Here is a 26,180-nt window from a genome sequence, read left to right as displayed (position 1 = left end):
ATTGATGAAAACTGTATTTAAATCTATATTTGCTGCTGCATCTATTTCTTTGTTAGCAACTTCTGTTAATGCGGCAAGTACTCTTGAAGAGTTATTAGAAGATGTTAAGAAAAATCGTGTTTCAGAAGCACAAATCAACAAACAAAGAGAAGCTGAATTTCAATCTGAACGTGCTGATAAGCAAGCTTTAGTTAGAAAAGCTCAAGCAGACCTAAAAGCTCAAAAAGCTCGAGGTGATGCATTAGCTAAACAATTCTCAGATAATGAAGTAGCTCTAGCAGAGAAAGAAGCTGAGCTTGTTCAAGCCACTGGTACCTTAGGTGAAATGTTTGGTGTTGTTCGCCAGGCATCAGCTGAAGCTTATGGTCAAATTTCAACTTCAATAGTAAGTGCTGAATTCCCAGGACGTGGCGAGTTTTTAAAGCGTATGTCTGAAGAATCTAAAGGTTTACCTAATATTCAAGAGTTAGAAGACCTATGGTTTGCATTACAAACAGAAATGACTGAGTCAGGTCAGGTTTCTAAATTTACAACTGAAGTTGTTAACTTAGACGGTGGTTCTCAACAGCAAGAAGTTTTACGTGTAGGTACGTTTAACTTAGTTGGTGAACAAGGTTACCTTGTTTATGACGACCAAAATGAAATGGTACAGCCTTTAGGGCGTCAACCTGATAGTCACTTGGTGAGCTCAGCTGATGACTTGTTAACTGCTACGTCAGGTTTAGTACCTTTCTATGCCGATCCTTCTAGCGGTGCAATACTTGGTTTATTAAAAGAAAAAGCAACAATGATGGAACGTTATCATGCAGGTGGTTACGTAGGATATGTAATTACATTTATGCTAGCAATTGGTTTACTAATTGGTTTGTATAAAGTTGTTACTCTAACCATTATTGGTGGCAAAATCCGTTCACAAGCTAAGAATGTAGCAAGTCCTTCTACTGGAAACCCTTTAGGTCGTATTCTTCAGGTTTATCAAGATAATAAATCACAAGATGTTGAAACTTTAGAGTTAAAACTAGATGAAGCAATCATGCGTGAATTACCAAAAATCGATAGCGGAATAAACGTTATTAAGATCTTTGCTGCAATAGCACCTCTATTAGGTCTGCTAGGTACTGTACTTGGTATGATTTTGACCTTCCAACAAATTACTTTGTTCGGTACAGGTGACCCTAAATTGATGGCTGGCAGTATTTCAATGGCATTGGTAACTACTGCTCAAGGTATTATTGCTGCATTGCCTCTTCTGTTAACTCATAGCATCGTGGCTGGTCGTAGTAAATCTATTACGCACATCCTAGATGAGCAAGCTGCAGGCATAGTTGCTGCGCACGCTGAGTCGGAGAAAGCTTAAGATGTTATACCTGATAGAACTATGGGAGTCTGTCAGGGACTTTATCGCTGCCGGCGGTGACGTTTTGTACGTTGTCGCTTTAACACTCTTTCTTATGTGGGTTTTAATGATAGAGCGTTATTGGTATTTAGGTTCTGTGTATCCAAAGGTTAGAGATGAAATTATCTCTAATTGGGATGCACGTTCTGATACTACCTCATGGTATGCGCATAGAATCCGTGACACATGGATTTCACAAGCATCCGATGGTTTAAGCGCAAGAATGATGTTGATCAAAATACTTGTAGCTATGTGCCCATTGATTGGCCTTTTAGGCACAGTTACAGGCATGATCGGTGTATTTGAGACTATGGCGACTCAGGGGACAAGTAACCCTCGTCTAATGGCCGGAGGTATTTCTATGGCGACTATTCCAACCATGGCTGGAATGGTAGCAGCATTGTCTGGTGTTTTCTTTAGCTCTCGTTTAGAAGCTAAAGTAAAAATTGCTAGAGCTAAGCTGATAGACAGCCTGCCCCATCATTAAAGAGAGGATCTTATGGGTCGAAAAATTAGAGTAGAAGACGAAGATGCAGAAATTGATATGACACCTATGCTTGACATAGTGTTTATCATGCTGATTTTCTTCATCGTAACTACCGTTTTTGTAAAAGAAGCGGGTATTGATGTAAATAAGCCAAACGCTACTCAATCTATCATGCCTAAAAACGCCAACATTTTTATCGCAGTAACTGCTGATGAAAAGGTTTGGATTGATAAGCGTGAAGTAGATATTGATAGTGTTCGAGCAAACTTAGAACGTTTGATGGCGGAGCAGCCTTCTGATGTAATTATAATTCAAGCTGACAAAGAAGCCGAACATGGTGTCGTTGTTGAAGTTATGGATCAAATTAAGTCAGCAGGTATTGATCGAATCTCAATTGCAACGGCGGGTAGTTAATATGGGTCGATTAATAGTTTCTATTTTAGTGGGAGCAGCGATTGCGTTTGGACTATTTGTCTTAATGGCTAAGTTGATATCTAATACTTCTATGCCACCGCAAAAACAATCTGACTCTCCAATAATTGATATCGTAATGGCAACCCCTGACGATGCAACACAGTTGAGACAGCGAGTGCCGCCACCGCCGCCACCGCCGCCAAAGCAGCCACCTAAGATTGAGCCGGTTGAACCTGACGTGGCTGATGTTAATACAGATGGACTTGGTTTTAGTATGCCGAGTGTTGATGTAGGTGGAGCTTCAGTGAATATTGGTGGTGTTGGTGCGATGCGAGATGGTGAAGCAACTCCTATCGTACGTATTGAACCTAAGTATCCTGTGCAAGCTGCTCGTGATGGTAAAGAAGGGTGGGTTAAACTATCTTTTACTATCAACGAGGTTGGTGGAGTTGAAGATGTCAAGGTTATTGAAGCGGACCCTAAGCGTGTGTTTGATAGAGAAGCACGCAGAGCTTTAGGTAAGTGGAAATATAAACCTAAGATTGAAGACGGTAAACCAATGAAGCAATTCGGCCTTACTGTGCAATTAGACTTTAAGTTGGATCAATCATAATGAAGAAATATTTAAAACATTTGTGTGCGGTTTCAGCTCTAACTGTTGCTGTGGTATCTCCTAGTGTTGTTCATGCGCAAGCAAAAGCAAAACCCGTTGGACCAATAGCGTGCCCTGATTATAAACGTGGGCCTACAAACATACCAAGTCAAAAAGTAGGTAAAAAAGTAGGTGCAGCTTTAGAGTTTTATAATAATGATCAAGTTACAGAAGCTTTAGATGTTTTATATGAAATTGAAACATCAGATGAATTTGATCGTGCCTTTACTGATAGGTTCATAGGTAACTTACTTGCCACACAAAATGGTCAAGGTAAGAAATCTTTAGAATATCTAGAGAAGGCAGTTTCTGTTAATAAATTAAATGATTCAGAACAAGTAGGAACTATCAAATTAATAGCTGATTTGAGTCTTCAAGAGGAAGAGTATGAAGATGCTATTAAGTGGTATACCGAATGGATGGATGTTACTTGTAAAGAAGATTTTGATGCTTATTTCAGAATATCTAACGCATATTATCAAACTGGTAAGTTTGCTGAAATTATTGAGCCTATCAACAAAGCTATAAGTTTAGCTGATAAGCCAAATAAAACAGCTTACGCATTGAAGATGACTTCTTATTACAATCGCAAGATGTACAAAGAAACAATCGCAGTTCAAGAAGATATAGTTAGGTTGTTCGCAGAAGATAAAACTCAGTGGACGCAGCTAGGCTTCTTTTATTTGTTAGTAGAAGACAATAAAAAAGCGTTATCAACCTTCGAAATTGCTTATGGTCAAGGTTACTTGACTAAAGCAGCAGAGATTAAAGCGTTAAGTCAACTATATACAATGAATGATATTCCTATCAAAGCCGCTAAGGTACTTGAAGATAATATTGAGTCTGGGTTAGTTGAAAAGGATGCTAAAATGCTAACCAGCATAGCTACGTCTTATCAACAAGCTAAAGAATTTAATGAAGCGGCCAGTTATTATGAACAGTCAGCTGATTTATCTTCTGACCCTGATTTGTATCAGAAACAAGGTGTCATGTTATACATTGCTGAAAGATATAACGATTCTTTAGTGGCCTTACAGAAAGCCTTAGATGGCGGGTCTGATAAGGTTGGGCGTATCCATTTGACTATGATGGAAGCGAATTTTTATAAAGGTAGTTTCAAAACAGCTTATAAACATGTGTTAGAAGCTAAAAAGGATAAAGCAACAGCTCGCAGTGCGAGAAGTTGGGAACCTTATATTAAAGAAAAAGCTAAAAATCGTGGTATAACACTTTAGTTTAACAAAAGCTCCCTCGGGAGCTTTTTTTATAGCTATTATTGAAGTTTAAATATTAGACCAACTTAAGAACACTTTGCTTCAACATAGCTTCAACTTGTTTTTTCCCCGTTAAGTTGAACTCTTCAGCTAACTGTTTATAGGTTTTCGATTGGAAGACCATAGCGGTTAAAAATAGTGCTTCTTTGGTGTTTGTAATGCTCTTATTACTTATATTAGAAGATACGGCAAGATAGATGTCCCTGAGGCAAGTGGACAATTGCCTGTTATCAAGTAGGAATTGCTGTACCTTACACTGATTGTAACTATGCTTTATAGTCGGCAAATTGAGAAGCAGAGCTAGTGCAATATCTGTTGGTAAGTTTCTGAGTGTTTTATTAAGGTTAAATCTAAGCTCTTCAGAAAAGTCTCTATTTAATATTTTGGCAATATCTTTACTCAAAGTGTCTATAGCCTTTATACATATGCAGCTATATTCCCCACTGGAAACTTCTGGTTTTTGCCCTAAATGAACGAAACTAAACCCTGCTTGTTTCCAAAAATTGAAAATCTCGGTATTTGCACCAAAAGCGGCACTTATAAAGCTAATATTCTGTTTTAATGCTTCACTTTCTAAATAAGTCATTAGGATTTGTCCTAATCCTCTACGTTGATAATTAGGGCATATTGCAATTCGACTAATTCTCCATTGTTTTAAAGTACACAATGCTGGGATATTGTACTGTGAGGTAAGTTGTTGGCTAACTAAATGCCCTTTAACACGTCTATTGCAGTTGGCTATCTCATTTTTGATTAGAGCTAACTCTTTGCCTCCTTCTTCGATAATCTGCACAACACCAATAATCTCATTTTCTGTCATTAGTGCAAAACAGTGTTGATCGGGAGAGTCTAGTATTCTTTGGAGGTCGTCTGGGCTTGTTTGGTAATGTGCATTGAGTAACAACCGAAATATTTGTCTGAGTGTTCCAGTATTTTGTAACAATTCGGACTTTTCTAGTTTTCTGAAATTGATATTTTGAAAGTCTTTTAATTTATTGTGTTTGGCTTGTTGGCCATAAAACATAGTATTAAACCAAAAATTTTCTAGAGCATCTTCGTTATGCCATCGTATAGGTTGTCTTAAATGAACTCTCTTATAGTTAGGCTTTTGTTTCTCTAATTGTCGAGTGAATTTTATTTCAAAACCTCGCCCACTGCCTTCATAACCGTGACTAGTTGAGCTAAAAATTATTCTTGGAAACTTTTGGAATATCTTCATTAAAATATGTATTGGGATTGCGGCAGCTTCATCTATAAACAGAACGTTCGGTAACTCTTCTGTTAATAATAATTGGTCGACAGGTTTGAAAGTTAGTGTACTTGTAGCTAACTTCAACGAGGATTTATTATGTTTAATAATGCCTGGAAGTGATTTTGATGCGTGTTTAAAAACTTGTTCAGTATTGCCAACAAGCGGAGCACTAATCCATATTGTTATTGAGGCTTTTTGCATTAATTTTGCTGCGGCTAGCCCTAATGCAGATGACTTACCTCTACCACGGTCGGCAGTTAGTAGGAGTGGTCTGTTAGCACGTCCCTCTGCGTGTTTACATATTAATTGAATGGCATTTTCCTGTTCAATAAACTGATTTGTAATTTGTTCGATCCTACTTGCACATATTGGGGAGCGAAAAGATTGCTCAGTTAAAATAGCAACTGAAGAATCATTACAAAAAGCGTCACTTAAATAATCATAAAACAGATTTACAACGTTTAACTGCTTAATACCATAGGATATTCGATTAGCGTTTTCCTGATCAGGAAATGTTTTCCAATTTTTAAAGTCTGGGCAAAGCATAACCATTAATCCGTTACTTCTAACAGTTCCACTTAACGCTATAGCAGCATTGGCTCTGAACCCTTCAAAACAATCGAGAACTAAATTATTGTACTCTTGCCCAAGTTTGCTTCGAAAATCTTTTATCTTGATACTTTTAGTATCTAATAGTGAACTTCCTACCCACAATGTATCTTCGGAAGTTAAGTTAATGATTGGCCCAATATTTTTTGATAGCCATTCTTTACTACCACTAATGACTAATAATTGTCTATGGCACTTTTGTTCGTTTCGATTTTGAAGCCAAATACTTAATTGACTAGCTGAATTCACTTATTTAGGATCCATTGTCTGCATCAGTGGATGTAGTGTAAGCAAAGTTACTAAGGAATACGAATGCGCTTTTTATCTAGAAGGTTAGTCATGCCCAATGACTTAAATTATGCAAACTCATTATTTGGAGGAAGAGCGTTAGAATGGATTGATGAGGAGGCGGCTATCTATGCCATATGCCAGTTAGATACAAATGTACTAGTAACAAAGCATATTGGTGAGATAAGTTTTGAATCTCCGGCAATGCAAGGAGATGTGGTTGAGTTTGGACTTGAAACAAAAAAAGTTGGAAGAACCTCAATTACCGTCACTTGCTTAGTAAGAAACAAAATTACTAAAAAAACAATTTGTATTGCAGATGACATTGTTTTTGTCAGCTTGGATTCTGTAACTCGTCTACCTAAGCCACATGGAAAGACAGATTCGTTACTAAATGCTTAAGTTTTATAACCCTGCCTTACTTCTTCTTACGTGATTAAATAAGGCCATTAAACGGATGAATACAATTGAAACTGGTTTATAAAACTTTTCTAGCTTTGTTAGTTCATATATTTTTTTTAAAAAGTGCAATTGCAGCGAATTATCCTGACTACATATTTTTAGAGGAGTACATCCTCCCTGCTGAGCTAAAAGAAACATCTGCTCTGTTTTGCTCTAAAAATGAGACCGCTTTTACCTTGAATGACTCTGGAAATGAGCCCGTAATTTTTGAAATAGATAGCAAGGCTAACATAGTCGATAAGCGTTTACTTAATGTTAAGAACAGAGATTGGGAGGCGATAACAGGGGATGGAACCCACTTATACATAGGCGATATTGGTAACAATAGCGGCAATAGAAAGACCTTAAATGTACAAAGAATATTAGAAAGTGGAGCTATACATAAACCTAGTACCACTAGCTTTACGTATCTAGATAATCCAATCGATGAGAATAAGTATTTAAATCATGATTATGATGCTGAAGCTTTGGTTAATGTAAATGAGTTTTTGTACTTATTTTCAAAAAGTTGGGATACGGGCACATTGTTTATTTATCGTTTAAATAAGGTTAACTCCAAACAAAGCATCAAGCCTATAGCTGAGGTTAATGGTTTACCCGGGGTCATAACTGGTGGTGATTATGACTTTCAGAATAAGCGTTTTGTTTTAGTTGGCTATAAAGTATGGGGGATAGGATTCTTTTCACCTTTTATCGCAATTTTGGATGAACAACTAAATTTAATGAAATTTTTTGATTTAGAGGGGTACGGTCAAGTCGAAGGCATTTGTGTTTCACCCAAAAGTGAAGTTTGGTTTACGCAAGAAAGCTCTTTTTTTTCAAAAAATAAACTCGTAAAGATTAAAATAATTGATTAAATATCATTTAGCTCTTTCACATGCTTATACTGCTGTTGCTAATGAAATTGGCACTGTTAAACTACAAGAGTTGAGAATTTTCATGTAATTAATATTGATTTTTCTTTTCACCAGGGGGTGCCTATTTGGCTGAGAATTGAGCTTTGACTCATAAACCCTTACACCTGATCCGGATAATGCCGGCGTAGGAATGGTTTGATCTAATTGCCCCATTTACCTGCCGTAAACCCGGATCTTTTCAAAACATATGAAGAGATCCTCTTAAATGATATTTAGTAAAAAGCCTTTGGCTACATTAATTAGTTGTTTATTAATCAACACGCACGTGTCTGCTCAAACTGGTCAAGAGCAAACTTTAGAAGAAAGTGTAGAAGTTATAATTGTCCAAGGTGCATTGACTGCTACACCTTTATCAAAAATGGCAACAAGTATTTCTGTTATTGATGATGAGGCGATTGCACAGAGACAGGCGCAACACCTAGAAGACATTTTGAACCGTGCTGCTAACGTAAATTTTGCTAGCGGAGCCAGTCGAGGCCGTTTTATTCAAATTCGAGGCATAGGCGAACGTAGTCAATTTACCGATCCAGTTAACCCTTCTGTTGGTTATTTAGTCGATGGTATAAATTATTCTGGATTGCTAGCGGGTGCTAGTACTTTTGATATTGCTCAGATAGAAATATTTAAAGGGCCTAACAGTGCTCGTTTTGGTGCTGATGGTCTAGCAGGAATGATTAATGTAATAAGTAACGATCCAACTGATGAATTTACCTTAGATACTCAATTTGGAGTGGCTAATTATGGAAGTTGGAATTTAGGCGCTGCGATTGGTGGTGCATTGAGTAAATCTGTGAAAGGCCGGTTATCTGTGCATCAAAATACCAGTGATGGTTTTATTGATAATATCTGGTTAGGTAGAGACGATACTAATAATGTTGATGAGTTGACTATTCGTGGGAAGCTTAATTGGCAGGTGTCTGAGGATTTATCCCTAAATACAGTAGTGCACTTAATTGATGTCAATAATGGTTACGATGCTTTTTCTCTTAACAGAGATAGGACCACGTTATCAGACGAGCCTGGTTTCGACACACAAGAAAGTGAAGCGGTTGCTGTTGCCTTTAAATATGAAGGTTTGGAGTTTGCTAATCTAGAGTTGCAAACAAGCGTTATGCAAGCTGATTTAGGTTATGGTTACGACGAAGACTGGAGTTATGTAGGTATTGCTCCAGGATGGGAGTACTCATCAACAGATTACTATTTCAGAGATCGTGAAGATTCGAGTTTTGAGGCAAAACTAAGCAGTAAAAATAGTGATACTAATGCTTGGGTAGTGGGATTGTACTTTGCTGATGAAACTGAAGAGTTAACTCGGGAGTATACTTGGTTAGCTGACCCCTTTGAAAGTCAGGTAGACCGTGTTGATTTTGCATTATTTGGAGAATATAAATACACACTATCTGAATCTCAATGGTTAACAACAAGTTTGCGTTTAGCGTCACAAACCCTTGATTACGTTGACTCTAACTTGATTGATGAAGAAATAGACCATACAGATTGGGGGGCTGAAGTTAGCTACCATCAAAATGTTGGCGACAGCAGTATGCTTTATCTTAGTTTGGTGCGTAGCTATAAGATGGGCGGTGTTAATGGCCAATCTCTTAGTAAAGTAGATGATGAAGACGTTGCAGAGTTTAGGCAAACTATACTCGATAACGCCATTTTTGATGCTGAATCGCTTATCGGAATTGAATTCGGAATAAAAGGTGCAAATCAAGATGGTACCTTGACTGTAGACTTCAGCACTTTTTATCAAAAACGTGATGACGTGCAATATAAAAACTCCATAGTTAATGGGCAGTCCTTTGTAGATTTTTACGAGAATTCTACCGACGGTAAAAACTATGGTATTGAAGCAAGTTTAAATTATACGTTGTCTGATAACCTCAATGCCTTCGCAAATATTGGTTATTTAAAAACTGAAATTAGCAATATTACACGCCAAGACGGTTCTAATATTGATGGACGTGCACAAGCCCATGCCCCTAACTACCATATCAATACCGGAGTTAATTGGCAGCTTTCAGATAGTGTAAGTTGGTTGATTGAATTTGATGCTAAAGACGAGTTTTATTATTCGTTTAGTCATGACAATAAATCAGACAGCATATTGCTTGCACATACCAGCATGGATTACCAGGTGGGTAAATGGCAAGTAAGTTTATATGCCCGCAACTTATTTGATGAAGAGTACGCTAATCGCGGGTTTTATTTTCCTAACGATCCCCGTGACGAATACTTACCTCATGTTTGGGAGCAGCTTGGTGAGCCACGTCGAGTAGGCGTAAACTTTAAGTATCAATATTAAATAGTTTTTAAAAGTCGAGCTCAATGTTAGCTCGGCTTTTTTATCTGGAGTGAAGATGAAATTAGTCGCTGAGTTATCTATGTACCCTTTAAACGAGCAGTATATCGCACCCATTCAAGAGTTTATTGATCGTTTAAATAGTTATGAAGACTTAAAAGTGAGTACCAGTGCAACTAGTACAATAGTTAGTGGTGAGTATTTGCCTACAATGCAATTGTTAGCCGAAGAGATGCAACGAAGTCATAAAGAGGTGGGGCAGGCTATCTTTGTATGTAAATTTCTCAACGGGGATAAAATGAGCACTGAAGTGTGATTGAGAGTTTTTTTGTTCAATTTCAGAGTACGTCTTGGCTGGAATGGATTGCAGTCGTACTTGCGCTGGCTTATGTGTACTTTGCTGCTAAACAGAACATTTGGTGTTGGCCCAGTGCCCTAATAAGTACGGCTATTTATACTTGGCTTTTTTGGAGTGTGTCTTTACCTTTTCATACTTTTTTGAATGCTTACTATTTGATAATGGCATTGTATGGTTGGCGTAAATGGAACAGTAGTGACAATACTGCTCTTACCGTTAAAGTATGGCCATGGCACTATCACTTTATTTGTATTCTTTTATTAACCTTCACAGCTTGGGCTTTAAGTTATTTTGCTAGCTCTGTCTTAGATGCAGACTATTTATATTTGGACGCTTTTGTTACTGTTTTTAGTGTATTTACTACTTTTCTAGTAACTCATAAAGTGAGAGAAAACTGGTTATATTGGATCGTCATTAACGTTTTTGGTGCCTATCTATATTTTGCCAAAGGCTTGTCTTTGACAGGTGTCTTATACCTATTTTATGCTGGGTTTGCGATTTATGGATTCATTCAATGGCGTATTCAGCCCTCAGCAGTTGAAGATAATAAAATCGTCACATGAAAGATTTAAAAGGCAAGATGGAACAAGAGTTAAGGGGGGTAGCTTTTATTCATCCCGACTTCAATCTTACTCCGTTAAATGCCGGTACATTGAACAACAGCTATAAATTAGAAACTTCGGGCGAATGTTATTTTATAAAAACCTTTGAGTCCGATGAAGTCGCTGTTCTAAATAGGCGAGTCTTATTTGATATTCAGAAGCAGCTTTATTGTCATAACTTATCCGTCAGACCTATTTACTTATCGAAATGTAATCATTTTCAAATCGATAGCTGGTCAAAATTCCAAACACTAGAGCATTCTACATTACCGCTCAATATGATTATCTCGCAATTGGCTTCTGCTTTAGTGAAAATACATAAAATACCAATTAAAGCGCCTAAGCTAGACTTGCCAAAACAGTGGCACCATTACATTGAATTACTGGGCGCTAACATTTCTAATAAAGACTTACATTCATTAGATAGCCACACAAAAGCTTGGTATCAGGAATGTTCTAAAGAGGTCGTGTTTTGTCACAACGATCTAGCACTAGCACATGTTACTTGTCATGAACCAATAAACGTTTTTGATTGGGAGTATTGTGCAATTTCAACTCCCTATTTTGATCTGGCTTCATGTATAGCTATCAACTGTCTAAGTATTAATGCTGAAGAAAACCTTTGTATCTCTTATGCCGAGCTTATGGATAAAGACGTATCTGAGGTACTTTCACGAGTACAAGCTATGAAACCTCTTGTAGAGTTTACAAATAGGCTATGGTACCTGGCTGTAAAATTAACCACTTAACTTGAGCAAGGTCTAAAATAGTGTATTAATTGCGCGGTTGATTACTAGATCTTCATGCTCGGCGTAAAATCACTTTACCTTTTACTTTGGGTCAGTATAATTCAGCCCGTCAGCAGGAGTGTAGTTCCAATTGGTAGAACAGCGGTCTCCAAAACCGATGGTTGGGGGTTCGAATCCCTCCACTCCTGCCAACTTAATCTCGTCAATATACCGACAACAATGTCTCTATTCATGATACTGTTTTAAAATGACAAGTACTAGCCGACCATCTCTAAGCTCATATCAAAGTGCGATTTTAACAGAAATGAAAATCTCAACTTGGGCGTTGACTTCTGTAAATAAATCAGAATCTGATTCAGAAGAAAGTAAAGGTGACGATGCTATGTCTTTACCCGCTAATACTGCGTCATCCGTTTCCAAAGAAAATGCATTATCTAAATTACAGCAGTTGAAAAGTAAGCAATCTCATTTTAAGGAAACAACTTCAGTGTTAACTACTTTTAATAGAGATGATGCTGCTAGTCCATTGTTTGCTGACATATTACTTATGCTAGAAATATCCACTGATGAATTACAGTATATTGAATCTGGTCAAGAAAAAGATTATCGAGGTTATCCTTTTGCATTGATTAAAAGTAATCTAATCGGCCTTGAGAATAAGCAGTTATCAACTCCAAGTTTAGACCTATTGAAAGTTAACCCGGATCTTAAAAAACGACTTTGGAATACGCTTCAAATTGCTAAAACTAACTATTAGTCACTTTATATAATCAGATATGAGTATTCTATGGATCTAGTCTTTAATTCTGTCAATCCTACCTTTAATCAAGAGTGTTTTAGTTTACATCTGCAAGGCCAGTTTAGTCCTTGGTCTAAACGAATTTTTGATGATTGCTTAACACCGCCTTATTTTGCAAATTGTTTATTGGTTAATAATCAATTAGTTGGATATTACATAGGTATGTCAGTGTTAGATGAGGTAACCCTTATGGATATTGTAATCAATAAGGATTTTCAAGGAAAAGGCTATGGTAGACAACTACTTGAGCATTTTATTAACGAATGTAATAACAAAAAAACTGTGCAATTGTGGTTAGAGGTTAGAGAGTCTAATGAAGTAGCGATTCATCTCTATGAACAATATGACTTTGTACTTATAGAACAACGTAAAAATTATTACCCTACAACAAATGGTAAAGAAGATGCATTGATAATGGGGTTATACATAGGGTAAGAATTAAGGAAAGGGGCTAACGCCCCGTTCTCTTTATTTACGTGCGGCTATTACATTTAGGCTATCCGTTTGCCCTTCACTTTCAACTGCCATTTTTACAAATTTCGATGAATTGTAATTACAGCCAACACACATAGCGATGAACTGATTCATGCTAGGTGCGCCAATATTTTTCTCCCAGTTTTCATACGTTTTACGTGTTTTAACTTTAGCAAGTTCAGCCATTTTTACCGTTGTTAGGCCAGCGTCTTGACGCATTGCTCTTAGATCTGCTCCGTTAATATACATATTTAATTTCTCCAATTTTTATGAAACTACAGCAAAGCCATTGTTGAAGTACATGAGCCGTGCTTTCTTTGTCGCTAATAATTGTATAAAAAGAAATGTGGATTTGGTTCCACAAGGTGAATTAATTGCTCTTTTTTAGGTAAGTAAATGATTCGTAATGGAAAAATATTTCTAAATATTTGAGAAGAGGTGATGATAAATAATTTCGCCCTATTGTGGGCGAAATTAAATCCTTTAACATTAAGTTACGCTATCTGAGTACTTTCTGGAGGGAAACGCGTACTTTTGCTTGCGATTAACTGCTCAGTTGCCGGTGGAAAACGCGTACTTTTGCTTGCGATTAACTGCTCAGTTGCTGGAGGGAAACGCGTACTTTTGCTTGCGATTAACTGCTCAGTTGCCGGTGGAAAACGCGTACTTTTGCTTGCGATTAACTGCTCAGTTGCCGGTGGAAAACGCGTACTTTTGCTTGCGATTAACTGCTCAGTTGCTGGTGGAAAACGCGTACTTTTGCTTGCGATTAACTGCTCAGCTGCTGGTGGAAAACGCGTACTCTTGCTTGCGATTAACTGCTCAGTTGCCGGTGGAAAACGCGTACTTTTGCTTGCGATTAATTGCTCAGCTGCTGGTGGAAAACGTGTACTTTTACTTACAATCAACTGGTCAGTTGCAGGTTGAAAATGTGTACTTTCACTTTCCAATATCTGGTTTTGCGATGAAATTACGGTTTTGTTAACTTCATATGACTCGATGTAGGTAGTAGATAAAGTTAAAGCTGTTACTAATAAAGTAGTTTTGATAAACATATTTTTTCCTCATTGCTTATTTAGGTAAGTTGCAATGGGATTATGTCTGTTTTTTAAGCTTAAGTAGAGCTATGCTTTAATTAGTTTTGGAATTAATAACTTGTTATTTTCATGAAATATCGCCCACACACTGAAAACAGATATACTTCGTAATAAATATGGATATAAGTGATATATAGTAAGAATATTGATCCCTGATAAATGCCTTATTGTATATTCTACAATCATAAGAGCTTGAACCGTTAGCACCACGCCACTTAATTTATAAATTATCCAATCTAAATTTATTGATTTTGCTGTTTTAGGGAAGTAACGATGAACTATGCCGACACGAGAAAAAATAAGAAATCTTACAGTGATGTTAGATATCATTATCCAAACATGCCAAAAAATCATCGGGGCATCATAATCTGCAACATGCCAGTACAACTCTGTTATTGAGGCTAGAATTAGACATAGTATGGTTACTTTTGCGCCCCAATCATATCTAAATGTATAGGCAATCCAAAACCCACAAATGTAAAATGATACTTTAAAAATATAGTTATCTAGCCAAAATAACCATACAAGCTCTTCTAAAAGTAATTGGGCCAATAATATTGTTACAATAGAGACTACATTAATATCATGCCGACAAACAATTGCTGTAAAAATCAGCACGCCTAAAAAGACTCTGTCAAAAATTCCGCCGTTATTAAAAGTCAGTATTCCAAAGGCGATAAAAAGCCCTCCGAAGAGTGCTGTGATAATTTGGGGAAAGTAGGCGCGTATTAACATTTGCCTAGATTAAGATAAGTTTAGCTTAAGTTAAAGCCGAAATAGTCCATAACGGTAGAGAAAAAAGATTCACGAGTTTGTGCTGAAGCAGTTTGACGGCAAGTTGACCACCATTTACTGATAACACTTACACCAATGCTTTCCATAGTTTCTGGTTTTTCATTTTCTATGGCAGACACAGTCTCCCGACTAATACCAATGCGACTAGCTAGTTCCTCTTGAGTGAACCCCGCCTCTTTTCGCAAAGATTTTAATTGAGCTCCGCTAAACATTTTTCTACGAGACATATCGTTAGACTTCCTAAAATGTGACATGGCAAAAAACTTACCATGAAGACTATAAAGTAAACTTTAGGATGAGTAAATTAAAAATTTATAACAAATATCTAACGATACAGCAGTTGATAGAAGTAAATATCTTTAGATACTATGAAAGTTATCGCTGAATCAGGACTTTTTACCTTAAGTCATATACAATGCGCGGCCAAAATCATTAGTCATTCGTTTAGCAAAGAGTATTTTCATGTCCTTTCAACAAGAAGTTGATAAACGCCGCACATTTGCGATTATCTCTCACCCCGATGCCGGTAAAACCACAATTACTGAAAAAGTTCTTTTGTTCGGTAATGCCTTGCAAAAAGCAGGAACCGTAAAAGGTAAAAAATCAGGCCAGCATGCTAAGTCTGATTGGATGGAGATGGAAAAGGAACGCGGAATATCTGTTACGACCTCGGTAATGCAGTTTCCGTATCAAGAGCACCTTGTTAATTTACTTGATACTCCTGGGCACGAAGACTTCTCAGAAGATACTTATCGTACTTTAACAGCTGTTGACTCATGCTTAATGGTAATTGATGCAGCCAAAGGTGTTGAAGCACGTACCATTAAACTAATGGACGTGACTCGTTTGCGTGATACACCGATCATAACCTTTATGAACAAGTTAGACAGGGATACTCGCGACCCTATTGACCTATTAGATGAGGTTGAAAGTGTGCTTAATATTAAGTGTTCACCTATCACGTGGCCTATAGGCATGGGGAAAGAGTTTAAAGGTGTCTATCACCTCTTAAGAGATGAAACTATCTTATATCAAACAGGCTTAGGGCATACGATTCAGGATGTAAGAGTTGTTAAAGGTTTAGATAACCCAGAGCTAGACGAAGCCATTGGTGTCTACGCCGAAGAGTTACGAGAAATGTTAGAACTTGTTCAAGGTGCCTCACATGAATTCAATCGCGAAGAGTTTTTGGCTGGTGAGCTAACCCCCGTCTTTTTCGGTACTGCAATGGGAAATTTTGGTGTCGATCATATGTTAGACGGTTTGATTGAGTGGGCACCTTTGCCTCAAGGTCGCGATACAAACGAGCGAAAAGTCGATTCTAGCGAACAAAAATTTAGTGGCTTTGTATTTAAAATACAAGCCAATATGGACCCTAAACATCGTGATCGGATAGCATTTTGTCGCGTCGTATCAGGTAAGTATGAAAAGGGCATGAAAATGCACCATAGCCGTATTGGTAAAGATGTCCGTATATCAGACGCTTTGACATTTTTAGCGGGTGACAGGGAACTACTCGAAGAAGCCTATGCTGGTGATATTATTGGTTTACATAATCATGGTTCAATTCAGATTGGTGATACCTTTACTGCGGGTGAAAAATTTCGTTTTGCGGGCATTCCTAATTTCGCGCCAGAATTATTTAAACGTATCAGGTTAAGAGATCCTCTTAAGCAAAAGCAGCTTCAAAAAGGCCTTATTCAATTGTCTGAAGAAGGTGCTGTTCAGGTATTTAGACCGCTACAAAATAATGATCTTATTGTTGGTGCAGTAGGGGTTTTGCAGTTTGATGTGGTAGTGGCGCGTTTGAAAGGTGAATATAACGTTGATGCTATGTATGAGCATGTAAATGTTTATACCGCGCAATGGGTTACTGCACCAGACGCAAAAACTTTAGATGAGTTTAGACGTAAAGCTGAAGCTAACTTAGCCTTAGATGGCGGTGATAATTTAACTTATATCGCCCCCACCAGAGTCAACCTATCATTGGCCCAAGAAAGATATCCTGATATCACATTCCATACGACCAGAGAGCACTAAGCCTCAAATTTTTGAGACAAAATGAATATGAATTTACATACTTTTTTATTAGAAAAATTTAAAACTGCACTCACCGCTATTGGTGCTCCAGATGGTACAGCTGCGCCTCTAAGCCGAAGCACCCGCGTCGATTTTGGTCATTATCAATTTAATGGTGCAATGGCATTGTCAAAAGTGTTAAAACAAAAGCCACGTGATATAGCACAAAAAATTGTCGAGGCAGTTGACTTAGACGCAGAGGCTGAAAAACTTGAAGTTGCTGGGCCGGGCTTTATTAATATTCATTTAAAGCCAAAGTGGTTAGCCAAGAAGTTACAAACTGCAAATGCAGACACTCGTCTAGGAATCGAAACAGAACCACAACAAAGTATAGTAGTAGATTATTCTGCCCCTAATCTTGCCAAAGAAATGCATGTTGGTCACTTACGTAGCACTATTATTGGTGATGCAGTCGCTAAAACGTTAGAGTTTTTAGGTCACAAGGTTATTCGCCAAAACCATATGGGAGATTGGGGAACGCAATTCGGCATGTTATTGGCCCATCTAAATGACAAGCTTGCTGCCAACGAAGTAGCAGAAACCGCATTATCTGATTTAGAAGATTTTTATCGTGCTGCAAAGGTACGCTTTGATAATGAAGATGGCTTCGCTGACCGAGCAAGAGACTATGTTGTTAAGCTACAGAGTGGTGATGAGCAATGCATGCAGTTGTGGCAAAACTTTATTGATGTATCTATTGCTCATAGTGAAGAAGTGTACGACAAACTTAATGTTTCTTTGGCTCGTGGTGATGTCATGGGTGAAAGCGCTTACAACGATGACCTTGCTGCAACTGTAGCAGAATTAAAGTCCACGGGTATCGTCGTTGAAGATCAAGGTGCACAAGTGGCATTTTTAGATGAAATGGCAGACAAGGAAGGTAATCCTGCTGTTTATATTGTACAAAAATCTGGTGGTGGTTACTTGTATGCTACAACTGATTTAGCTGCTATTCGTTACCGTAATGACAAACTAAATGCTGACCGCACACTCATATTCACCGATGCGCGTCAGGCACTACATTTTAAACAAACAGAGATAGTGGCTCGTAAAGCAGGGTTTATTAAACCAGAACAAAGTTACGAGCATTGCCCTTTCGGTATGATGTTAGGCAATGACGGTAAACCCTTCAAAACTCGTACCGGCGGCACTGTAAAGTTAGCGGAGTTGTTAACCGAAGCCATTGAGCGTGCAGAAGTATTGATCAATAAACGCGAGTCAGACTTATCATCTGATGAGCGTAAAATCATTGCAGATAAAGTCGGTATTGGCGCAGTTAAGTATGCAGATTTAAGTAAAAACCGTACGACTGATTATATTTTTAACTGGGATTCAATGCTCAGTTTTGAAGGCAATACGGCACCTTACTTACAGTACGCTTATACACGTGTTCAAAGCATCTTTAGAAAAGCCCACGCTGATGATATTAATTTACAAGCTGATATTGTTTTAATTGAAAGTCAGGAACAATTATTAGCTGTTAAATTAATGCAATATGTTGAAGCTATTAAACAGGTTTCAGCCGAAGCAACGCCGCACGTGCTATGCACTTATATTTACGAACTAGCTAGTTTGTTTATGAGTTTTTATGAAGCCTGCCCAATCCTCAAAGAAGGTATAGACGAACAAACTAAAAATAGTCGCTTAATGTTAGCGCAATTGACTGCTAAAACATTACAATCAGGTTTGGATTTACTCGGTATCGAAACTATGGAAAAAATGTAATCTTATTCTTTAGGTTGTTTACTAGACACTAAAAAAGCCGCTTTATGAAGCGGCTTTTTTAGTACATTTTATCAAATCACTAGCATTGAAATACTGCTACCTTAGAAGTGACACTCCGTATTATTCATACTCTATTTTAACTTTTGCACATGACAAAGCTTGTGATGGAGCAAGTTTATATCTTTATTCATAGCCAGTTTATTCTTACCTTTCGCATTGGTGATTGGATAGATAGAACGTTTTCAGGTGTGCCTACATCTGGCCCAGATACACAGTTAAAGATAGCGAGCATTGAACTGTGTTTTACAGAAATTGAGCCGGTAATTTATTCAAACTTTATGTGCCATTGTTACGTTCAAAAAGACAAAGTTAAAGTATTATCTAATGAGCATTGATGTTGTTGCATTAATTCTAGTTTTGAACTCTGTTATTAATGTACAAAATCCGTTAAAATCGCGGCCCTTTTATACAGAGACTATCTCGATAATTTATGTTTGAAATAAACCCAGTCAACAACGCTATCGCCGATATTAGAAAACGCGCATTGTCGCTTCGGGGGTACCTTTGACTACGATCAAAAGAAAGAGCGCCTCGAAGAAGTTAATCGAGAATTAGAAAGTCCAGACGTTTGGAATGAACCCGATCGTGCTCAAGCACTTGGAAAAGAAAAAGTTGCTTTAGAATTGGTTGTTGAAACCATAGATGTGCTCGACCAAGGAACCGAAGATGTTGAAGGTTTATTAGAGCTAGCTGTAGAAGCTGAAGATCAAGATACCTTTGATGAAGCAGAGTCTGAATTAGTAGAGCTAATTAAAAAGCTAGAAGTTCTTGAATTCAGACGTATGTTCTCTGGGCCCAATGATGCAAATGATGGTTATATTGACATTCAGTCTGGTTCTGGCGGTACAGAGGCCCAAGATTGGGCAAATATGCTCTTGCGCATGTATTTACGCTGGGGTGAAGCTCATGGGTTTAAAACTGAATTAATTGAAGTTTCAGACGGTGATGTAGCAGGCATTAAAAGTGCCACTATACGCTTTAGTGGTGATTATGCATTTGGCTGGGTACGCACAGAAACAGGCGTACATCGTCTTGTTAGAAAATCGCCATTTGATTCAGGTAGTAGGCGTCATACATCTTTTGCCTCTGTGTTCTCATATCCAGAAGTAGATGATGACATCGAAATTGAAATCGATCCTTCAGATTTACGTATTGACACTTATCGAGCATCTGGTGCTGGTGGTCAACATGTAAACAGAACTGACTCAGCGGTACGTATAACTCACGAGCCAACGAATATAGTTGTGCAGTGCCAAAACGATCGTTCTCAACACAAAAATAAAGCGCAAGCAATGAAGCAGCTAAAGGCGAAGCTTTATGAGCATGAGATGCTCAAACAGAATGAAGAAAAACAAACTATGGAAGACGGCAAGTCTGACATAGGGTGGGGCAGTCAAATACGCTCTTATGTGCTAGACGACTCACGTATTAAAGATTTACGTACAGGGGTAGAAACCCGCAACACTCAAGCCGTACTAGACGGTGATTTAGATAAATTTATACAAGCCAGCTTAAAATCTGGATTGTAAGACACTATAAATTACAGAGATATCAGGAAAGTCGATGACCGAACAAACCCAAGATGAAAACAAATTGATTGCAGAGCGCCGTGCAAAACTTTCTCAGATACGAGAAAACTGCAAATCTAATGGTTTCCCTAACGACTTTCGTCGTGAATTTTATAGCGATGAGTTACAGAAAGAGTTCGGCGAACACGAAAAAGCAGCCTTAGAAGAGTTAGGCAAAGTAGTTAGTATCGCAGGGCGTATTTTAGCTAAGCGTGGCCCTTTTTTGTTGTTGCAAGACATGACCGGACGTATTCAGTCGTACGCTTCTAAAGACACACAAAAAGACATTAAAGCACGCTTTGGTAGCTTAGATATTGGCGATATTATAGGCGTTAAAGGTGAATTACATAAGTCGGGTAAAGGTGATTTATATGTCAACATGACTGAGTATCAGTTATTGACCAAGTCGTTACGCCCTCTGCCTGAAAAATTTCACGGTCTGGCCGACCAAGAAACCAAGTATCGCCAGCGTTACGTTGATTTAATTACTAACGAGCAAACTCGCGAAACATTTATGATCCGCAGTAAAGTGGTGAGCGGTATTCGTAACTTTTTAACTGAGCGTAACTTCATGGAAGTGGAAACGCCCATGCTACAGGTGATACCTGGTGGCGCTACGGCTAAACCTTTTACTACACACCACAATGCGTTAGACATTGATATGTACTTACGTATTGCCCCAGAGCTATACCTAAAGCGCTTAGTAGTTGGGGGCTTTGAGCGAGTATTTGAAATAAACCGCAACTTCAGAAACGAAGGTCTGTCGACTCGCCATAACCCTGAATTTACTATGTTAGAGTTTTATCAGTCTTATGCGGATTATCATGATCTGATGAACCTAACTGAAGAAATGTTACGTAAAGTAGCACAAGATGTATTAGGCACAACCATAATCAAAAACACCACTAAAGACGCTGAGGGTAACATCTTAACGGAAGTAGATTATGATTTTGGACAGCCATTTGTACGTTTAACGATGAATGAAGCTGTACTTAAGTATTGGCCAGAAGCAAATGCTGAGGCGATTAACGATCCTGAAAATCATTTGCCTGAGCTAAAAGCAATGGCGAAGCAGCTGCACATTAAAGAGCCTGAGGTAGACGGCATTTGGGGTGCAGGTAAATATTTGTGTGAGATTTTCGAAGCTACAGCTGAAGAAAAGCTCGACCAACCTACTTTTATTACTGCCTACCCGTGGGAAGTCTCACCACTTGCTCGCCGTAATGACGACAATGCCTTCATTACAGACCGTTTTGAATTCTTTGTTGGTGGCCGTGAATTAGCCAATGGTTTCTCTGAGCTTAATGATGCAGAAGATCAAGCTGCTCGTTTTCGTAAACAGGTTGAAGAAAAAGATGCAGGCGACGATGAAGCTATGCACTTCGACGAAGATTACATAAGAGCGTTAGAATATGGTTTACCACCCACTGCTGGTGAAGGGATCGGTATCGATCGTTTAGTGATGTTATTTACCGACAGCTCCACCATTAAAGATGTGATTTTGTTCCCGCATATGAAGCCAGAGTCTCCGGCAGAGTAATTATTTTGCATTCGATATTGAGGGCGCTTAGGCGTCCTTTTTTTGTATGTGGGGGACTTTCTAAAGTATGAGAAATTAACCCCAACTTAAGCCTTCTCTTTGCGCACAGAGCATTGCTTCACCATGAAGTATAATCAGATTTTTCATTGCAATCGATTGCTTTATCACAGAGTTAACGGTCTCAAAATCTAGTCTTAACCCATCCCTAAATACGTGGCGGTGGTCGATGTTATGTTGACAACCGCAACCTGCTAATGATTAGCTGTCGAAAAAACAACAAGGCCCATTTATGAAACATCTATTTCTATTTATATTCACCTTATCTTCGTTCAACGTACTCTCTAAAACAGATTCTCCCATAGCATTTGCTATACACGGTGGGGCGGGGACCATAACCAAAGCTAATCTGTCTGATGAAAGAGAAGCCGAGTATAGAGCTAAATTGTCTGAATCGGTTAAGGCTGGGTATGCCGTCTTAGTTGGTGGCGGTAGCAGCGAAGAGGCGGTGATTAAAGCTATACAAGTTATGGAGGCATCTCCCTTATTTAACGCAGGCATAGGCGCTGTATTTACATGGGATGGTGAGCACGAATTAGATGCGTCTATTATGCGTGGTCAAGACAAACAAGCAGGGGCTGTTGCAGGGGTCAAACGAACCAAAAGCCCCATTGCAGCCGCGCAGTTGGTGATGAATGAATCTGTACACGTGATGCTAAGTGGCGCAGGAGCTGATGATTTTGCACAGGCCAATGGCCTTGAGATGACCACTAATAACACTTTTGATACTGAGCGCCGCCAAAAAGCCCTTGAAAAGGTTAAGCAGAACATTTTAAAAAATGACCACGCAATGAATATTGACCCTGAAGTGGTGGATTATAAATTCGGCACAGTGGGCGCGGTTGCTCTAGATATAAATGGTAATTTAGCTGCGGGTACCTCAACAGGTGGAATGACGGCAAAACGTTGGGGCCGCATTGGCGACTCACCCATTATAGGCGCCGGTACGTGGGCTGATAATGAAAGTTGTGCTGTATCAGCCACTGGGCATGGTGAGTATTTTATTCGCAATCATGTGGCTGCTGATATTTGTAGCCGCGTAAAATATGCGGGTAAAACAATCGAGCAGGCAGGTAACGAAGTGATCCATCAGGTGTTATCACCTGAGGCAGGCTCAGGTGGCGTGATCATTATGGACAGTAAAGGGAATGTAGCCATGCCGTTTAATTCTGAAGGTATGTACCGTGCAAGTATCGACACAAAGGGCAAAGTCACAGTGGCTATTTATGGTGATAAAACCTAATACAAAACAGGGAGTTGCGGGCTATTAACCTCGCAATTCTCTAGCCGTAACAGGTTTAAGTTCTACTTATTTATAAAATGGGTAACGCTCGGGTGTTAATGGGCGATTTCAAAACAAAAGATGATTGCACGCCACTTACGCCATCAATAGGGGTAAGTTTGTTCAATAGAAAATGCTGAAAACCATCCATATCTTTGATTATAACCTTAAGCAGATAATCAGCGGTTTGTCCTGTTACTAAGTGGCATTCTAACACCTCAACGCACTTGGCGATTTCAGCCTCAAAATGATTAAATCGCTCGGGTGTGTGTTTATCCATACTTACTTGCATGAATGACACCAAAGACAAGCCCAATTTTTTCGCATCAAGCAAGGCCACATAACCGTCTATAAACCCAGTTTCTTCTAACTGTTTGACCCGTCTTAAGCAAGGCGAGGGTGACAAATTGATCGCTTCTGCTAACTCTTGATTAGAGATACGCCCCTGTTGCTGAATTATTTTAAGGATCAAACGATCATATTTATCAAATTTCATATAAATTCATTAGTGAAGCAATTAATGTTAATTATATTTATTTTATAGCAATTTTATTGTGCTGTTGATGTTTTATTGCGTGTTTTTCGCAATCTTATTCTCAGTTGAGTTCGATATGATAGTGACAGACTCATTCATAGATATTCGGACCTTAGTTATGATCAACAATCCACACACAAAATATCAGCCTTTTTACGGTATTGACTTAAAAACTAGACAGTGGCCCAGTAAGCGTATAGAAAAAGCGCCAATTTGGATGAGTACCGACTTACGTGATGGTAACCAAGCGTTAATTGACCCTATGTCTATTGAAACTAAGTTGCGATTTTTTAAAGCTTTGGTGGCAATGGGCTTTAAAGAAATTGAAGTAGGGTTTCCATCGGCATCAGAGACTGACTTTAATTTTGTACGTCTATTAATTGAAGGTAACCACATACCCGACGATGTCAGCATAGAGGTATTGGTGCAAGCTCGTTATGACTTAATTGAAAAAACAGTAGAAAGCTTAAGAGGCGCCAAGCAAGCTATTTTGCATATGTACAATCCATTGGCCCCAGCATTTCGAGAGATTGTATATAAAACCGATAAAGCCGGTGTGAAGAATATTGCAACCCAAGGCACCCAGTGGGTTAAAGAATTAACGGCGACTGCCCCTGAAGTTAACTGGACCTATCAATACTCGCCAGAGGTATTCTCAAGCACTGAGTTACGCTTTGCCAAAGAAGTATGCGATGCGGTAGTGAAAATTTGGGAGCCCAGCACAGACAACAAAATTATTATCAATTTACCTGCAACCATCGAGATGAATACTCCTAATACCTACGCAGATCAAATTGAATGGATGCATACCCATCTTAAACAGCGCCAACATATCATTCTTAGTGTTCACCCCCATAATGACAGGGGCACCGCTGTGGCTGCTGCAGAGCTTGCTATTATGGCCGGCGCTGACCGAGTTGAAGGGTGTTTGTTTGGTAACGGAGAGCGTACCGGTAATGTAGATTTAGTGACATTGGCGTTAAACATGTACACCCAAGGTATTCACCCTAATTTAGATTTTTCAAATATTGATCAGACTCGTAAGTTGGTTGAAGAGTGTAATCAACTACCTGTGCACCCTAGGCATCCATATGTGGGTGAGTTGGTATTCACAGCATTTTCTGGCTCACATCAAGATGCCATTAAAAAAGGTCTTGCGGTACAGCAGCAAGATGAAGTGTGGAAAGTCCCTTATTTACCTATAGATCCTGCTGATCTAGGTCGTAACTACGATGAAGTAGTTAGGGTAAATAGTCAGTCAGGCAAAGGCGGGGTAAGCTTTTTATTAGAAAGAGCGGCTGGGCTTCAATTGCCTCGTAAACTACAAATAGAGTTTTCGCGCATTGTGCAACAAATGAATGATAAAACAGGTAAAGAGTCTGACTCTGAGGCGATTGTAGACTTGTTTAATCAAGAGTATTTACAACAATGCGCGCCCATAGAACTAGTAAGTAGTACCGTTTCGAGTTTAGATAATGGTCAACAAAGAATAGATATTGAAATTAATTACCAAGGCTGTAAACAGCATGTTCATGGCACAGGTAACGGCCCGATAGACGCAGCAGTAGAAGCAATTCGAAGTCTAACTTATCAAACATTAGAAGTAGTTGATTACCATGAGCACTCTATAGGCAGCGGCTCTGGTGTCGCTGCAGTATGTTATATCGAGATGAAGGTCGCAGGGCAAGCCGCAAGCTTTGGAGTAGCCCAAGACAGCAACATAATGCTTAGTGCAGTTAAAGCACTGATTAATGGCGTAAATCGAAAATGGGTTGAGCCAGTCATTAAGTTGCAAGCGTAGGGTGTTGGGATGCTTTGTTGATGGGCGATGCTTACAAGGCATCGTTTGTGACAGAGCCTCTGGCTTAGGCTTTAGCCTATCAGCTTGCCTAGCGGTGACCATTAACGGCTAAATCAACTTCGCCGATTAAATCCACTAGGTTGTAAACATTTAATTACCGTGGATGTCTCATATTGTTAACGAATAAGTATCTCGCCTAATACAAATAACTTTTCTCAGTTTTCAAACTGTATTGTTTTGTTCTAATTTCTGTTCAAATTGCCTCGATAAAAGCTGACATAATTTACTCATTGTTATACTGTTTGTTTATACAGTTATAATGCGTATTTTAAAATTTTCCATTTTTCACTGTTATTATTTGTGAAAAAATATAATTGAAAGTAGACCAATTAATTTTATCTCATTGTTTTTGTTGAAGTTAATACTCTAAGTGAAAATATAATATTCTGTATTTATCCAGATTCGTGATTTCTACATGGTTCGCTAATAAAAAATTTACCTTTAAAAGCTAATAAGTATATGAAAAGATGAAATAAATTAATTGCCAGAATCATTATTCCGTTTATTCCTAAAGTGGCTTAAACGTGCGGTCTGGCTAATATA

26 protein-coding genes, 1 tRNA gene and 1 riboswitch are annotated in these 26,180 nt (G+C 38.5%); of the genes, 21 read left to right on the top strand and 6 right to left on the bottom strand.

Features of this window, described 5'->3' with window-relative positions; genetic code table 11:
- Window positions 1–4: 4 nt before the first annotated feature.
- The 5 genes from ABJD71_RS14095 to ABJD71_RS14075 are packed head-to-tail and all read left to right on the top strand — an operon-like array spanning window position 5 to window position 4,184.
- Window positions 5–1,357, top strand: a complete 1,353-nt coding sequence (locus tag ABJD71_RS14095) for a MotA/TolQ/ExbB proton channel family protein (RefSeq protein ID WP_348170597.1) — start codon at window positions 5–7, stop codon at window positions 1,355–1,357.
- A 1-nt stretch (window position 1,358) separates the two neighbouring features.
- The gene (locus tag ABJD71_RS14090; protein WP_348170594.1) at window positions 1,359–1,883 is read left to right on the top strand and encodes a MotA/TolQ/ExbB proton channel family protein; all 525 of its coding nucleotides are present in this window, start codon (window positions 1,359–1,361) and stop codon (window positions 1,881–1,883) included.
- Window positions 1,884–1,895: 12 nt separating this feature from the next.
- Window positions 1,896–2,297, top strand: a complete 402-nt coding sequence (locus ABJD71_RS14085; protein WP_348170591.1) for a biopolymer transporter ExbD — start codon at window positions 1,896–1,898, stop codon at window positions 2,295–2,297.
- A gap of 1 nt (window position 2,298) precedes the next feature.
- Window positions 2,299–2,910 (top strand): energy transducer TonB, encoded by a 612-nt coding sequence (locus ABJD71_RS14080; protein WP_348170588.1) that lies wholly within the window; start codon window positions 2,299–2,301, stop codon window positions 2,908–2,910.
- The gene (locus ABJD71_RS14075; RefSeq protein ID WP_348170585.1) at window positions 2,910–4,184 is read left to right on the top strand and encodes a tetratricopeptide repeat protein; all 1,275 of its coding nucleotides are present in this window, start codon (window positions 2,910–2,912) and stop codon (window positions 4,182–4,184) included. Before ABJD71_RS14080 ends, ABJD71_RS14075 begins: the two co-directional genes overlap by 1 nt.
- Window positions 4,185–4,239: 55 nt before the next feature.
- On the opposite strand, the gene ABJD71_RS14070 is transcribed toward ABJD71_RS14075, so the two are convergent.
- Window positions 4,240–6,333: a GNAT family N-acetyltransferase gene (locus ABJD71_RS14070; protein WP_348170582.1), complete on the bottom strand. Its 2,094-nt coding sequence runs from the start codon at window positions 6,331–6,333 to the stop codon at window positions 4,240–4,242.
- A gap of 63 nt (window positions 6,334–6,396) precedes the next feature.
- Here ABJD71_RS14070 and ABJD71_RS14065 point away from each other — a divergent pair, with 63 nt between their 5' ends.
- The 9 genes from ABJD71_RS14065 (at window position 6,397) to rimI (ending at window position 12,999) form a co-directional block, all read left to right on the top strand.
- The gene (locus tag ABJD71_RS14065; RefSeq protein ID WP_348170579.1) at window positions 6,397–6,774 is read left to right on the top strand and encodes a hotdog domain-containing protein; all 378 of its coding nucleotides are present in this window, start codon (window positions 6,397–6,399) and stop codon (window positions 6,772–6,774) included.
- Between the two features lie 65 nt (window positions 6,775–6,839).
- A complete protein-coding gene (locus ABJD71_RS14060) occupies window positions 6,840–7,691 on the top strand; it encodes a hypothetical protein (protein ID WP_348170576.1) in 852 nt (283 codons plus the stop codon).
- Between the two features lie 103 nt (window positions 7,692–7,794).
- Window positions 7,795–7,899, top strand: a riboswitch (TPP riboswitch).
- Between the two features lie 57 nt (window positions 7,900–7,956).
- Window positions 7,957–10,059 (top strand): TonB-dependent receptor plug domain-containing protein, encoded by a 2,103-nt coding sequence (locus ABJD71_RS14055; RefSeq protein WP_348170573.1) that lies wholly within the window; start codon window positions 7,957–7,959, stop codon window positions 10,057–10,059.
- 55 nt (window positions 10,060–10,114) lie between these two features.
- Window positions 10,115–10,372, top strand: a complete 258-nt coding sequence (locus ABJD71_RS14050) for a hypothetical protein (protein ID WP_348170570.1) — start codon at window positions 10,115–10,117, stop codon at window positions 10,370–10,372.
- Entirely contained in the window at window positions 10,369–10,977 is a 609-nt protein-coding gene (pnuC, locus tag ABJD71_RS14045) for a nicotinamide riboside transporter PnuC (RefSeq protein WP_348170567.1), read from the top strand. The genes ABJD71_RS14050 and pnuC overlap by 4 nt, the downstream gene beginning before the upstream one ends.
- Window positions 10,974–11,765 carry a phosphotransferase gene (locus ABJD71_RS14040; RefSeq protein WP_348170564.1) on the top strand — a complete coding sequence of 264 codons (792 nt, stop codon included), beginning with the start codon at window positions 10,974–10,976 and terminating at the stop codon, window positions 11,763–11,765. The genes pnuC and ABJD71_RS14040 overlap by 4 nt, the downstream gene beginning before the upstream one ends.
- A gap of 114 nt (window positions 11,766–11,879) precedes the next feature.
- Window positions 11,880–11,956 (top strand) — tRNA-Trp (locus tag ABJD71_RS14035).
- Window positions 11,957–12,069: 113 nt separating this feature from the next.
- On the top strand, window positions 12,070–12,522 hold the full coding sequence (locus tag ABJD71_RS14030) for a DNA polymerase III subunit psi (RefSeq protein ID WP_348170561.1): 453 nt from the start codon (window positions 12,070–12,072) through the stop codon (window positions 12,520–12,522).
- Window positions 12,523–12,552: 30 nt separating this feature from the next.
- A complete protein-coding gene (rimI, locus tag ABJD71_RS14025) occupies window positions 12,553–12,999 on the top strand; it encodes a ribosomal protein S18-alanine N-acetyltransferase (RefSeq protein ID WP_348170558.1) in 447 nt (148 codons plus the stop codon).
- A gap of 33 nt (window positions 13,000–13,032) precedes the next feature.
- On the opposite strand, the gene ABJD71_RS14020 is transcribed toward rimI, so the two are convergent.
- The 4 genes from ABJD71_RS14020 to ABJD71_RS14005 all read right to left on the bottom strand — a co-directional run bounded on the left by ABJD71_RS14020 (window position 13,033) and on the right by ABJD71_RS14005 (window position 15,157).
- Complete coding sequence (locus tag ABJD71_RS14020; RefSeq protein ID WP_348170555.1) at window positions 13,033–13,287, bottom strand: helix-turn-helix transcriptional regulator; 255 nt, start codon at window positions 13,285–13,287, stop codon at window positions 13,033–13,035.
- Window positions 13,288–13,532: 245 nt separating this feature from the next.
- Window positions 13,533–14,093 (bottom strand): hypothetical protein, encoded by a 561-nt coding sequence (locus ABJD71_RS14015; protein WP_348170552.1) that lies wholly within the window; start codon window positions 14,091–14,093, stop codon window positions 13,533–13,535.
- Between the two features lie 69 nt (window positions 14,094–14,162).
- A complete protein-coding gene (locus ABJD71_RS14010) occupies window positions 14,163–14,870 on the bottom strand; it encodes a hypothetical protein (protein WP_348170549.1) in 708 nt (235 codons plus the stop codon).
- A 20-nt stretch (window positions 14,871–14,890) separates the two neighbouring features.
- The gene (locus tag ABJD71_RS14005) at window positions 14,891–15,157 is read right to left on the bottom strand and encodes a helix-turn-helix transcriptional regulator (RefSeq protein ID WP_348170546.1); all 267 of its coding nucleotides are present in this window, start codon (window positions 15,155–15,157) and stop codon (window positions 14,891–14,893) included.
- A gap of 235 nt (window positions 15,158–15,392) precedes the next feature.
- On the opposite strand from ABJD71_RS14005, the gene prfC reads away from it, so the two are divergent.
- From prfC to ABJD71_RS13975, 6 genes are all read left to right on the top strand, one after another.
- Window positions 15,393–16,970, top strand: a complete 1,578-nt coding sequence (gene prfC, locus ABJD71_RS14000; RefSeq protein WP_348170543.1) for a peptide chain release factor 3 — start codon at window positions 15,393–15,395, stop codon at window positions 16,968–16,970.
- A gap of 27 nt (window positions 16,971–16,997) precedes the next feature.
- Window positions 16,998–18,734, top strand: coding sequence for an arginine--tRNA ligase (gene argS, locus ABJD71_RS13995; protein WP_348171011.1), 1,737 nt, complete (start codon window positions 16,998–17,000; stop codon window positions 18,732–18,734).
- Window positions 18,735–18,883: 149 nt separating this feature from the next.
- The gene (locus ABJD71_RS13990; RefSeq protein ID WP_348170540.1) at window positions 18,884–19,129 is read left to right on the top strand and encodes a hypothetical protein; all 246 of its coding nucleotides are present in this window, start codon (window positions 18,884–18,886) and stop codon (window positions 19,127–19,129) included.
- 95 nt (window positions 19,130–19,224) lie between these two features.
- Window positions 19,225–20,323, top strand: a protein-coding gene (prfB, locus tag ABJD71_RS13985) for a peptide chain release factor 2 (protein ID WP_348170537.1) whose coding sequence is annotated in 2 segments (ribosomal slippage) — window positions 19,225–19,299 and window positions 19,301–20,323 — 1,098 coding nt in all. Because the reading frame shifts where the segments join, the coding sequence is not laid out codon by codon here.
- Window positions 20,324–20,357: 34 nt separating this feature from the next.
- Window positions 20,358–21,902: a lysine--tRNA ligase gene (lysS, locus tag ABJD71_RS13980; protein WP_348170534.1), complete on the top strand. Its 1,545-nt coding sequence runs from the start codon at window positions 20,358–20,360 to the stop codon at window positions 21,900–21,902.
- Between the two features lie 289 nt (window positions 21,903–22,191).
- Window positions 22,192–23,202, top strand: a complete 1,011-nt coding sequence (locus ABJD71_RS13975) for an isoaspartyl peptidase/L-asparaginase (RefSeq protein WP_348170531.1) — start codon at window positions 22,192–22,194, stop codon at window positions 23,200–23,202.
- 70 nt (window positions 23,203–23,272) lie between these two features.
- Here ABJD71_RS13975 and ABJD71_RS13970 read toward each other — a convergent pair whose 3' ends face one another.
- Window positions 23,273–23,737, bottom strand: a complete 465-nt coding sequence (locus tag ABJD71_RS13970) for an Lrp/AsnC family transcriptional regulator (RefSeq protein WP_348170528.1) — start codon at window positions 23,735–23,737, stop codon at window positions 23,273–23,275.
- A gap of 157 nt (window positions 23,738–23,894) precedes the next feature.
- Between ABJD71_RS13970 and leuA the strand changes: the two genes are divergently transcribed.
- Window positions 23,895–25,577, top strand: a complete 1,683-nt coding sequence (leuA, locus tag ABJD71_RS13965) for a 2-isopropylmalate synthase (RefSeq protein WP_348170525.1) — start codon at window positions 23,895–23,897, stop codon at window positions 25,575–25,577.
- Window positions 25,578–26,180: the final 603 nt, after the last annotated feature.

Origin of the sequence: Paraglaciecola sp., assembly GCF_039943935.1 — a bacterium.
Lineage (GTDB): Bacteria > Pseudomonadota > Gammaproteobacteria > Enterobacterales > Alteromonadaceae > Paraglaciecola.
Note: the sequence above shows the minus strand (reverse complement) of the source record. Positions and strands in the feature narration are given on the sequence as shown.